10 protein-coding genes are annotated in these 12,503 nt (G+C 46.2%); 1 reads left to right on the top strand and 9 read right to left on the bottom strand.

Features of this window, described 5'->3' with window-relative positions; genetic code table 11:
• Positions 1-13: 13 nt before the first annotated feature.
• The 5 genes from FD961_RS00960 to secA form a co-directional block, all read right to left on the bottom strand.
• A complete protein-coding gene (locus FD961_RS00960; RefSeq protein ID WP_215393730.1) occupies positions 14-871 on the bottom strand; it encodes an ATP-binding protein in 858 nt (285 codons plus the stop codon).
• 14 nt (positions 872-885) lie between these two features.
• The gene (gene argJ, locus FD961_RS00955; RefSeq protein ID WP_215393729.1) at positions 886-2,121 is read right to left on the bottom strand and encodes a bifunctional glutamate N-acetyltransferase/amino-acid acetyltransferase ArgJ; all 1,236 of its coding nucleotides are present in this window, start codon (positions 2,119-2,121) and stop codon (positions 886-888) included.
• 80 nt (positions 2,122-2,201) lie between these two features.
• Positions 2,202-4,325, bottom strand: a complete 2,124-nt coding sequence (locus FD961_RS00950; protein ID WP_215393728.1) for a molybdopterin cofactor-binding domain-containing protein — start codon at positions 4,323-4,325, stop codon at positions 2,202-2,204.
• 12 nt (positions 4,326-4,337) lie between these two features.
• Complete coding sequence (locus tag FD961_RS00945; RefSeq protein ID WP_215393727.1) at positions 4,338-4,796, bottom strand: (2Fe-2S)-binding protein; 459 nt, start codon at positions 4,794-4,796, stop codon at positions 4,338-4,340.
• 169 nt (positions 4,797-4,965) lie between these two features.
• Complete coding sequence (gene secA / locus FD961_RS00940; protein WP_215393726.1) at positions 4,966-7,731, bottom strand: preprotein translocase subunit SecA; 2,766 nt, start codon at positions 7,729-7,731, stop codon at positions 4,966-4,968.
• A 55-nt stretch (positions 7,732-7,786) separates the two neighbouring features.
• On the opposite strand from secA, the gene FD961_RS00935 reads away from it, so the two are divergent.
• Positions 7,787-8,290: a hypothetical protein gene (locus FD961_RS00935; RefSeq protein ID WP_215393725.1), complete on the top strand. Its 504-nt coding sequence runs from the start codon at positions 7,787-7,789 to the stop codon at positions 8,288-8,290.
• A gap of 26 nt (positions 8,291-8,316) precedes the next feature.
• Here FD961_RS00935 and lpxC read toward each other — a convergent pair whose 3' ends face one another.
• The 4 genes from lpxC to ftsA all read right to left on the bottom strand — a co-directional run bounded on the left by lpxC (position 8,317) and on the right by ftsA (position 12,498).
• Entirely contained in the window at positions 8,317-9,231 is a 915-nt protein-coding gene (gene lpxC / locus FD961_RS00930) for a UDP-3-O-acyl-N-acetylglucosamine deacetylase (protein ID WP_215393724.1), read from the bottom strand.
• Between the two features lie 38 nt (positions 9,232-9,269).
• Entirely contained in the window at positions 9,270-9,770 is a 501-nt protein-coding gene (locus tag FD961_RS00925; RefSeq protein ID WP_071464538.1) for a peroxiredoxin, read from the bottom strand.
• Positions 9,771-9,882: 112 nt separating this feature from the next.
• Positions 9,883-11,220 carry a cell division protein FtsZ gene (ftsZ, locus tag FD961_RS00920; RefSeq protein ID WP_071464537.1) on the bottom strand — a complete coding sequence of 446 codons (1,338 nt, stop codon included), beginning with the start codon at positions 11,218-11,220 and terminating at the stop codon, positions 9,883-9,885.
• A gap of 48 nt (positions 11,221-11,268) precedes the next feature.
• Entirely contained in the window at positions 11,269-12,498 is a 1,230-nt protein-coding gene (gene ftsA / locus FD961_RS00915) for a cell division protein FtsA (protein WP_071464536.1), read from the bottom strand.
• Positions 12,499-12,503 lie beyond the last annotated feature (5 nt).

The raw sequence follows: 12,503 nt of genomic DNA, 5'->3' as shown, positions 1-12,503 counted from the left end.
AAATAAAGCTGTATTAGGCCTGTGAACCAGCCCAATGCTTTGCAAACTGCCAAGCAACACGACCAGAACGAGAGCCACGCTCTAGCGCCCATACGAGCGCCTCTGAGCGAGCTGCCTCAATTTGTGAGGTACTCAAACCAAAATGTTCCAACCAATGGGCAACAATCGCCAAGTACTCATCTTGTTTTGGGGGATAAAACGAGAGCCACAGACCAAAACGCTCTGATAAAGAAATCTTCTCTTCAACTACTTCACCTGGATGAATCTCGCCATCATCGCCATGAACATAGCCCTCGTTATCTTTCATATACTCAGGCAATAAATGACGGCGATTTGATGTCGCATAAATCAAAACATTGTCTACCTGGGCCGAAACAGAGCCGTCTAGCGCTGACTTCATCGCCTTGTACCCTGACTCACCGTCCTCAAAAGAGAGGTCGTCACAAAAAACAATAAAGCGCTCAGGGCGATCTGCCAATAGCTCAGTGATATCTGCCAAGTCGGCTAGATGTTCTTTTTCTACCTCCACTAAGCGCAGCCCTTGATTAGCGAATTCATGCAAGCTTGCCTTAATCAGAGATGATTTTCCTGTTCCCCGAGCACCGGTCAGGAGAATATTGTTGGCCGGTTTTTTCTGTATAAAGTTTTTGGTGTTATCTCGAATGGCATCTCTCTGACGATCGATGTTTTGCAGATCCTCAAAGGTGATATCGGATACATGCTTTACGGGTTGCAAGAAGCCAATACTGCCAAAGATGCTATCTCTACGACGCCATCTAAATGCAGGGGAGGATTTCCATTGCTCATCCGTTAACGGCTTAGGTAAAAAAGTATCAAGGTGGTCTAAAAGACGGTTTAATTTTTCATTCATCTGATTTCAGTCTTTTAAGAGCGATAGTCTGCATTGATTGATACGTAGTCATGCGAGAGATCACAGGTCCACATAGTTTGTGAAGCTGTACCGCGCCCTAAATCAATCTTCACAGTTATTTCTGGGGCTTGCATCACTCTTTGACCATCCGCCTCTTGATAACTTGGATTGCGTCCGCCATCTTTTGCAACCCAAACATCGCCAAGCCACATTTGGACATGATTAACATCTAAGTCTTGAATGCCCGCATAGCCAATGGCTGCAAGGATGCGACCTAGATTGGGATCGCTAGCAAAGAAGGCTGTTTTTACTAATGGAGAGTGCGCTACAGCCTTAGCCACTAGACGACATTCTTCAGCAGTTTTGCCGCCAAGGACTTCAATAGTCATAAACTTCGTAGCACCTTCGCCATCACGCACAATCATTTGCGCTAACTTTCTAGCCAGCCCAATCAATGCTTCGCGCACGACAACATAATTTGGATCGCTAATTGATTTGATTTGTACTGACGACTGCCCCGTCGCCATAATGATGAAAGAATCATTGGTAGAAGTATCGCCATCAATCGTAATCGCATTAAACGAAAGATCAGCAACTTCTCGAGTGAGATTGCCCAATAAACCAGGCGCAAAACCAGCATCAGTTGCAATGAAGCCCAACATCGTTGCCATATTGGGATGAATCATTCCTGCGCCCTTACAAATACCCGTGATCACTACCTGACCTGCAGGTGTTTGAATGGTGACAGAACTCGCTTTTGGCTGAGTATCTGTAGTCATAATGGCTTCGGCAGCATCAAACCAATGATCTTCCCCTAAATTAGCTACTGCTTTTGGAAGCGCACTAGTAATTTTCTGAATGGGCAAAGGCTCAAGAATGACCCCGGTTGAAAATGGCAAGATTTGCTCAGGCTTAAGCTTAAGATCTTTAGCTAAGGCGTCACAGGTCTCTAAAGCATGCCTCATACCCTGCTCGCCTGTGCCAGCATTTGCATTGCCGGTATTGACTACCAACGCCCGAATTTCTCCATTGCGCCCCTCTTGTGCCAAATGCTCTCGGCAAACCTGAACAGGAGCAGCACAGAAGCGGTTCAGAGTAAAAACACCAGCAACCTGAGATCCAGGCGCAAGAGTCATTACCAATAAATCTTTGCGATTCGCTCTCTTAATTCCGGCTTCAGCAATGCCCATCTCAAAACCTTTAACAGGCTTGAGGTCAGCTTTTAGGGGGAGGGGTAGATTAACTGTCATAGTCTGATAATTGTAGATGAGGCTCAAAAACAAAGCGCGCCATTATCTGGCGCGCTTTATCTTCTCCTGAAGGCCTAAATCTAGGCTTTTACTGGCAACTCTCGAAGTCGCTTACCAGTTGCAGCAGCAATGGCATTGGCTAAGGCAGGGGCCACCAAAGGAACCCCGACCTCACCTAATCCACCTGGCTTCTCTTGACTAGGGATCAAATGAACCTCAATTACCGGAACCTGGTTTTGACGCAAGCTTGGATAGTTATTAAAGTTGTTTTGCTGAACACGGCCATTTTCAATCGTGATGGCGTTACCCAAGGCAGCACTTAAACCATAAATTACTCCGCCCATGAGCTGCGCCCTCGCTTGATCTGGATGTACCGCAATTCCGCAATCAGAAACGAAAGTGATCTTCTTCACCTTCGTTTCAGGTGCCGAGGTATCCAACTCCAAAATACAGGCTGAATAGGTGTCATAGCATTCCATTTGGGCCACACCAAATCGTTTGCTACCAGAGGTATAACCAGACTTTTTCACGGCAGTTTCAAGAACATGCTTTGCTCTTGGGTGCTTACCTAAAGAGGCGAGACGGAAAGCTACCGGATCTTTACCGGCAGCGCTTGCTGCTTCATCCACAAAACTCTCAATTGCAAAAGCGTTTAATGCATTACTCACTGAGCGCCAGTACCCGACGCGAAGGCCAGTATCTGTAATGACATTAGTAATTTCAAGATTGGGAATGTCATAAGTAATGTTATTGGAGCCTTCCACCATAAAAGGATCGAAACCATCCTTAACAAATCCTGGGAATGCGCGAGCTGTAACAGACTGTGAAACCATCTTCGCTTTCATGCTTGCCAGTTGACCATTGGGACCTAAAACTCCATCAACCCGATGAATGCTCATTGGACGATAAAAGTCATGGGTGATGTCGTCTTCTTTGGTCCACAGCATCTTCACTGGCATACCAGCTGCTTTCGAAATTTCTGCAGCCTGGCGAATAAAGTCAAGCTCTAGCTTTCTTCCAAAGCCTCCACCAAGAAATGTAGTTTGAATCGTGACATCCTCTGGCGTTACACCTGCCGCTGTAGCTGCAACCGCTTCACCACCTTGCTGAAATTGAATAGGTCCGATGATTCTGCACTTACCATTAGAAACATCTGCAGAGCAATTGACTGGCTCCATAGTAGAGTGGGCCAAGTATGGCAAAAAGTACTGCGCACTAATGGTCTTGCCATTAGGAACTGCAGTATTGGCATCGCCCACCGTTTTGATAACAGCGCCCTTCTTGGATAAGCCATCTTCTAGCGACTTACGAACCACTGCATTATTTAGGTTCGCGTTGGGACCTTCATTCCAAGTAATCTTTAGAGCATCTCTACCTTTGCGTGCAGCATAGAAATCTTTGGCCAACACCGCCACACCATCGGAGATCTGCACGACTTTAATCACACCGGACACCTTAAGGGCGGCTGATGCGTCATAAGAGGTCGGGGTACCGCCAATCACAGGGCATTGAGCCAATGATGCAATCGCCATTCCGGGAATCTTCACATCAATTCCATACACTGCTTTGCCAGCCACCTTGGCAGGAGTATCCAGACGACGCATCGTCTCTTTGCCAATCACCATAAAGTTTGCCGGTGACTTCAGGGCTGGCTTTTCTGGTAGCGGTAACTTAGCAGCATCAGCAGCCAATTCACCATAAGTAGCAGACTTACCACTGGAGTGGCTTACTTTGCCATTCATTGCCTTGCAGTCTGCAGCTGCGACATTCCAACGTTGAGCTGCAGCTTGAATCAAGACCGAGCGTGTAGCAGCGCCTGCTGTTCTTAGCTTATCAAAAGCTTCGCGAACCGAAGTAGAGCCGCCAGTGATTTGACCTCCCAACATCGCATTGATATAAACAGGGGCAACGCCGGCAATTTCTACTTGGATCATTGACAGTGGGAGGTTTAACTCCTCAGCAAGCAAAGCCGGCATAGAGGTGTAAACGTCTTGGCCCATTTCAGAGCGAGCGCAAATTAAGGTAATTTGATTGCTAGGCGTAATTCGAACCCAGGCATTTGCTAAGGCTGGCTGGTCATTCCCAGCCGTTGCAGCCTCACTAGATAAGGGCAAATACATGCCGAGCACGAAGGCACCACTAGCAGCAGCACTGTGTTGAATAAACTGACGGCGACTTTGATTCTTTAACGAATTATTTTTCATGTATTTATCCCCTTAGGCCAATTTATCAGCAGCACATTTAACTGCTTTTTCTATACGGGAATACGTTCCACATCGACAAATATTGCCACTCATGGCATTTTTAATGTCGTCACTGCTAGGTTGTTTTTTCTTAGCTAAGAGATCGGCCGCAGACATCATTTGCCCAGTCTGACAGTAGCCACACTGAGGCACATCGAATTCGATCCAAGCGTCTTGTAGGGCTTTGCCAACTTTGGCAGACAAACCCTCGAGAGTGGTCACTTTTTTACCATTCGCTGCAGACACAGGAGTCGAACAAGAACGAATGGCGGCGCCCTCAAGATGAACCGTACAGGCCCCACACAAACCAGCACCACAACCATACTTAGGACTAGTGACATCTAAATGATCGCGTAAGACCCAGAGAATTGGGGTTTCTGGATCTCCATCAAAATTAACTGCACTACCATTGAGAGTAAAAGATAAGGCCATAAGATCCCCTTAGTGGAATTCAATATTCATAAATAAACTGCCTGTGTTGGCACTCACAAATCATGACAGATATGTCAGATTTTCGCTTGGATAAAAAATTAGGGATTCCACCAAGAAAAATGGCTCAGAGAAATCTGAGCCATCAAAAATAACAAATTTTTTATATGGGTTAAGTCAACGCCCCATGACAATTTTTATATTTCTTACCACTACCACACGAACAAGGATCATTACGACCAATCTTAGGTCCTGCGCGAACTGGTGCTGGCTGAATATCAATGGCAGCACCACGGTCACCGGTAGAACCAGCAACCTCTAAGTCGGCATCTGCATGTTGGTACTGAAGATCTTTTAGTTTCGCTAAATCTTCATTCATCGACTCGGAAGCGCGATCTAGTTCACTGGCGCTACGAATTTGCACTGTCGTGATGCTCTTAACAACATCATTCTTGATGACATTCAAGAGTTCGCCATAAAGTTCAAACGCTTCACGGCGATATTCTTGCTTTGGATCTTTTTGTGCATAGCCACGCAGATGAATGCCTTGACGCAAATGATCAAGAGCAGCTAAATGCTCACGCCAATGGGTATCAACACTATAAAGAAGAACGGAACGCTCGAAGCCTGCAAAAGATTCGCGACCAGAGAGCTCAACCTTCGCGTCATAAGCCTCTTTAGCAGCAGACAATACACGCTCTACGATTTCTGAATCGTCAATGCTATCAGCGCCCTCAACCCACTTCTGGAGATCAACCGTCAGACCCCATTCATTGGCCAATACATGCTCAAGACCAGATAGGTCCCACTGCTCTTCCATAGATTCGAGAGGAACATAGAAGGAGCACACGGTGCGTAATACATCTTCGCGCAAATTAGCGATGAGATCACCAATATCAGCACTCTCAAGCACTTCATTGCGGAGGCGATAAGTTTCTTTCCGCTGATCATTTGCAACGTCATCGTACTCAAGCAACTGCTTACGCATATCAAAATTACGGCCCTCAACCTTGCGCTGTGCAGACTCAATAGACCGCGTCACCATACCAGCTTCAATCGGCTCGCCATCAGGCATCTTGAGACGCTCCATAACGGCGCGTAAACGATCACCCGCAAAAATACGCAGGAGAGGATCGTCTAAGGAAAGGTAGAAACGCGAAGACCCTGGATCGCCTTGGCGACCAGAACGGCCTCTTAATTGATTATCAATACGGCGACTCTCATGGCGCTCTGTACCAATGATGTGTAAGCCACCCGCATTTAACACTTGATCGTGGATGTCTTGCCATTCGTCATGCAGTTGCTTAATCTTGGCAGCTTTTTCTGAATCAGAAAGCGCTTCATCAGCTTCAATCAAAGCAGACTGTTTACCAACATTACCGCCAAGCACGATGTCAGTACCGCGACCAGCCATATTGGTAGCAATCGTGATCATTTTTGGACGGCCAGCCTGAGCAATAATCTCTGCCTCGCGAGCATGCTGCTTTGCATTTAAGACCTGATGCGGCAATTTACGTTTATCAAGTAAGCCAGCAATTAATTCCGAGTTTTCAATCGAGGTGGTACCAACTAATACCGGTTGACCGCGCTCGAAACAATCTTCAATATCTTTAATCACAGCATCATAGCGTTCGCGTGATGACTTATAGATTTGATCTTGTTTATCTTTTCTTTGGCTGATGCGATTTGGAGGAATCACCACCGTTTCAAGGTTGTAAATTTCCTTGAACTCATACGCCTCTGTATCTGCCGTACCAGTCATACCAGCCAGCTTGCCGTACATCCGGAAATAATTCTGGAAGGTAATCGTTGCTAATGTCTGATTCTCATTCTGAATCGGCACACCTTCTTTAGCTTCAACTGCTTGATGCAGGCCATCAGACCAGCGACGACCTTGCATCAGTCGACCCGTGAACTCATCAACAATGATAACTTCATTATTCTGAACAACATACTGCTGGTCACGGTTATATAAGGTATGTGCACGTAAGGCTGCATACACGTGATGCATCAAAGTAATATTTTGCGGAGCATACAGAGAGTCGCCATCATTTAAGGCGCCAATCTGGACTAAAACTTGCTCTGCCTTATCGTGGCCCTGCTCTGTTAAATAAACCTGCTGAGACTTTTCATCTACCCAGTAATCGCCTGGCTTTTCAACCCCAGTGCCATCGGCTTTCTCTTCACCAATTTGACGCTCCAAATAAGATGGAAGGGCGTTGATCTTGACATATAAATCGGTGTGATCATCTGCCTGACCAGAAATAATGAGTGGCGTACGCGCCTCATCAATCAAAATAGAGTCAACTTCATCAACAATGGCATAAGCTAAGCCACGCTGTACACGCTGATCCACATCCTGGACCATGTTGTCACGCAAATAATCAAAACCGAATTCGTTATTAGTGCCGTAAGTAATGTCCGCAGCATAGGCGTCTTGCTTAGTCTTGTGATCCATCTGTGACAGATTCACACCAACGGTCATACCTAAGAAGTTGTATAGCTTGGACATCCATTCAGCATCGCGTTGTGCCAAATAATCATTCACGGTAACAACATGAACACCCTTGCCAGTCAATGCATTCAAATAAACGGGTAGCGTTGCAGTTAAGGTCTTTCCCTCACCAGTACCCATCTCAGCAATCTTGCCTTGATGAAGTGCGAGGCCGCCCATTAGCTGGGCATCAAAGTGACGCATTTTCATAACGCGCACACTGGCTTCGCGAACTACCGCAAAAGCTTCGGGCGCAATGTCATCTAAAGCCTCGCCGCCAGCCAAGCGAGACTTAAACTCTGCAGTTTTAGCAGCAAGTGCGACATCATCCAAAGATTGCAAGCTTGGCTCGAAAGCGCCAACCTTGGCAACAACTTTGCGATACTGTTTTAAGAGGCGGTCGTTACGACTGCCGACCAGGGTTTTAAGAAGACCGATTACCATGGGATATTGAAGAAAATTAAGACCTTGAGTTTATCACCCGCACCCCCATTTTTTTATGAACTTCACCCCTAAATCATCCCGCAAGCAAACAGCTCATGACTGGCTTGATTACCTGCGCGAGTCCAATGGACTTGGGGGGATTTTGGCTAAAACCGAAGATTTAGCCAAGCTCAAATCCACTCTAGGGCTAGCCTTAGAAAAACTGGGGTTGGAGCACCTAAACCCCAAGATTGAGGCTGGCTGGCGCTCCGGGACCCAAAATGAACTCTTTTTGCTCGTCAGTAGTGCCAGCATTGCTAGCCGCCTACAACAAAATTTACCTAGTCTAATCAATGAGTTAGGAAAACTTGGGCTGACTTGCAGCGCCATAAAGGTAAAAGTTAAGCCTGCCCCAGCCCAATGGGAAGTAAAACCACGCGCAGGTGACAAAGAGCAGCGTAAACCTCAAGGTTTTAATGCGATTGCCAAAAAGTCGTGGGAAGAATTGCTCGATAAGTTAGCGCCAGATTCTGATCTTCGCAAAACAGTAGAACGACTACTTCGGCATAAACCGAAATAATTCGCAGCAAATCTTAAAAAGCCCAGTTAGAAAAAGAGTGGTTGGTTTTCTTGCGAATAGGCTTCGGGGGCCTTGTTTTCGGCAAAAGAGCTAATTTCATAAGAACTTGGGTCTTCCAAGAGCTTACGTAAAAGAGCATTGTTTAGAGCATGACCTGATTTTTCAGCTACATAGGCCCCAACAATTGGATGGCCCACTAAGAAGAGATCCCCAATCGCATCCAAAATTTTGTGACGTACAAACTCATCCTCATAACGCAACTCTTCGTTATTCAAGATGCGATGCTCATCTAAAACAATTGCATTATCTAGACTTCCACCACGGGCCAATCCCATTTCTCGCAGCGCCTCTACTTCATGGGCAAATCCAAATGTCCGAGCGCGACCAATTTCACTGCGATAGGCATGCTCTGCAAAATCGACTACAAATCGTTGCCCTGTCTTATCTACTGCAGGATGCTTAAAGTCAATTGTGAAATCCAACTTAAAACCAAAGAAAGGTTCTAGTCGAGCTAGCTTATCGCCCTCTCGCACTTCCACAGGTTTTTTAATAACTACAAATTGGCGCGGTGCATCTTGCTCAACAATGCCAGCGGATTCAATTAAGAATAAGAATGAAGCGGCGCTGCCATCCATGATGGGCACTTCTTCGCCGTCGAGTTCGATCAATAGATTATCTAATCCCAGGCCAGCACAAGCAGACAGTAGATGCTCAACCGTTGATACCCGCACACCATCTTTTTGAATAACTGATGCCAGCCTTGTATCACATACAGCTAGAGCAGTTGCAGGCACCACTGACTGCTCTGGTGTATCAACACGCACAAACTGAACTCCTGAATTCACAGGCGCAGGCTTAATAGAGATCGTCACCTTGCGGCCAGAATGCAAACCAATTCCCACAGTTTTCACCGGAGTGGCTATGGTTCTTTGCTTCATCATGATGACGTCTCTAAATTCAGTAGATATTTATTATTGAATTACAGTTTTTTCAAAATTGAAGCAGCATCACTCACTTCAAATTTACCTGGAGCTTCACGATCTAAAGTTTTAATCACGCCGTCTTCAACAATCATGGCATAGCGGTCTGAGCGAACTCCTAAACCACGGGCTATCAAATCCAATTCCAGGCCCATTTTCTTAGTGAACTCAGCACTACCATCACCCATCATGCGAATTTTGTTACCTACTTTTTGATCACGTCCCCATGCACCCATTACAAATGGGTCGTTCACAGAAATACACCAAATCTCATCAACACCCTTTGCTTTAATTGCATCGTAATGCTCAACATATCCGGGGACATGCTTAGCAGAGCAAGTTGGCGTAAATGCACCAGGCAATGCAAAGATCACAATTTTTTTGCCTGCTACAAGCTTCTCAACTTCAAAAGCATTAGGTCCCAAGGTACAGCCTTCTGTCTCTTCATTCAAAAATTCATAAAGAGTGGCATTTGGTAGTTTTTGTCCAACAGCAATCATGGTGTCTCCAATAAGTGATTGTTAGTAAGCATGCCAACGCAAGCGCGGGATTCGTCGTCCGGAGGGGCGCCGCGCTGGCATTTCGCAATAACCTATTGTATTAAGCAGTCAATTAATCTGCTTGTTTACGTAAAAACGCAGGGATTTCATAGTAATCAGCCCCTTTATCAAGCAAGGTCTTTGCTTGAGGTGAGCTGTCTGCACCTAAAGTTGGCGCAGGAGTCGCCTCACGAGAGCTACGAAATACACGCGGTAAATCATACTGACTGTAATCAACCCCAGTGCTTGCTGCTTGCGCTGCTGCTGGTGCACTTGCAGAGCCAGTCAAGGCCATACCTGCACTAGTACTCAATGCAGAATCCAAACTCACCTTGCTAATAGCTGCAGATGCACTAGCCGGAGCAAAGCTATTGAGATCAGCCATAGTTGGCATTGCATCATGAGTACCAGTAGCCTGTCTCCATACTACTTCTGGTTGATGATTTTGACGCGCTTGTGGATTATTTAAACCAGTAGCAACAACAGTGACACGCAAGGCATCGCCCAAGCTCTCGTCGTACACGGTACCAAAGATGACAGTTGCATCATCAGCAGCATAACCACGAATAGCAGCCATCACTTCACGCGTTTCAGACAACTTCAATGAACGGCTAGCAGTAATGTTGACTAATACGCCACGTGCTCCTGATAAATCTACACCTTCGAGCAATGGTGAAGCAACTGCAGCTTCGGCAGCCAAGCGTGCGCGATCCATACCAGAAACTGTTGCAGTTCCCATCATCGCCTTACCTTGCTCGCCCATTACAGTCTTCACGTCCTCAAAGTCAACGTTAATCAAACCTTGAACATTGATAATTTCTGCAATACCAGAAACCGCGTTATGCAATACATCATCAGCGCATGCAAAAGCTTTATCAAACTCTGCATCTTCGCCCATGACTTCAAAGAGCTTCTCATTGAGAACCACAATCAATGAATCCACATAAGACTCGAGCTCAGCGGCACCATTCTCAGCAACCTTCAAGCGCTTTACACCCTCAAAATCAAATGGCTTGCTAATAACGCCAACAGTCAAGATGCCCATTTCTTTAGCCACTTGAGCAACAATTGGAGCTGCACCAGTACCAGTGCCCCCACCCATACCAGCAGTAATGAACACCATATGGGCGCCTTGCAGTGTGTCCGCAATTCGTGCGCGGGCTTCTTCAGCAGAAGCAGCGCCGATTTCTGGTTTAGCGCCAGCACCTAATCCGCTAGAGCCCAGTTGCAAATTCACAGATGCCTCAGAACGCTGTAAAGCGCCAGCATCGGTGTTCATGCAAATAAACTCTACGCCATTCACTCCGCGACGGATCATGTGTTGAACAGCATTACCACCAGCGCCACCAACTCCAACTACTTTGATGATGGTCTTACCAGCTGTTTCTTGATCTAACATTTCAAATTCCATATACCCTCCTAGGTAAAAAACGTACTACATTGACGACGACGAAAAAACTTAAAAATTTCCTGCAAACCATTCCTTCATGCGCGAGATCACACCTTGTAAAGCGCCTGACTGAGAAACACGACGACCACGCAACAATTGCGCCTGGCCTTCCATTAACAAACCAATGCTGGTAGCAAAACGAGGGCTGCGAAGGACCTCATGTAAATGACCGCGATATTCAGGTGTACCAATTCGCGCAGGTCGCAAGAAGACTTGCTCGGCCAACTCAACCATGCCTGGCATTAAAGCTGTGCCACCAGTCAAAACTATTCCTGAAGAGACCATATCTTCATAGCCAGAGTCTCTTACTACCCCTCTTACTAAAGTAAATAGCTCTTCAACACGCGGTTCGATCACTGCCGCTAAGGCTTGTTTAGACATTGGACGTGGCTCACGATCCCCCACTCCAGGTACATCGATCATGGCAGTTGGATCTGCCATTTCTTGACGGGCGATACCGTGCGCAATCTTCAAATCTTCCGCATCAATTGTTGGGGTACGCAATGCCATCGCAATGTCATTGGTAATTTGATCGCCTGCAATTGGGATTACTGCTGTATGACGAATAGACCCTTGGCAATAGATGGCAATATCGGTAGTGCCCCCACCAATATCAACCAAGACCACGCCTAATTCTTTTTCATCTTCAGTTAGTACAGCAAGACTGGATGCTAGAGGTTGCAAAATAAGGTCATTAACCTCAAGACCACAGCGACGCACACATTTCACAATATTTTGTGCAGCACTAACAGCGCCAGTAACAATGTGTACCTTTACCTCAAGGCGCAAACCACTCATCCCAATCGGCTCACGGACATCTTCTTGACCATCAATGATGAATTCCTGAACGAGAATGTGCAAAATCTGTTGATCAGTAGGAATATTGATTGCTTTTGCAGTCTCTAGTACACGCTCCACATCTCCAGAGCTCACCTCTTTATCGCGAATCGCAACCATGCCACTCGAGTTAAAACTCACAATGTGATTACCAGCAATACCGGTAAAAACTTGAACGATTTGGCGATCAGCCATGATCTCAGCTTCTTCTAAGGCCTTCTGAATCGACTGAACGGTTGCTTCAATATTGACAACTACGCCCTTCTTCAGGCCTTTAGAAGCAGTTTGTCCAACACCAACCACATTGAATTGGCCATCAGGTGCTAATTCTGCGACCAAAGCGACCACCTTGGATGTTCCAATATCTAATCCAACTAATAGATCGCGATTATCTTTACTCATACCCG

It is taken from the genome of Polynucleobacter sp. TSB-Sco08W16 (genome assembly GCF_018687455.1).
In the GTDB taxonomy this organism is placed as follows: domain Bacteria; phylum Pseudomonadota; class Gammaproteobacteria; order Burkholderiales; family Burkholderiaceae; genus Polynucleobacter.
The sequence above is the reverse complement of the archived record's forward strand: the minus strand, read 5'-3'. Positions and strand labels throughout refer to the sequence as shown.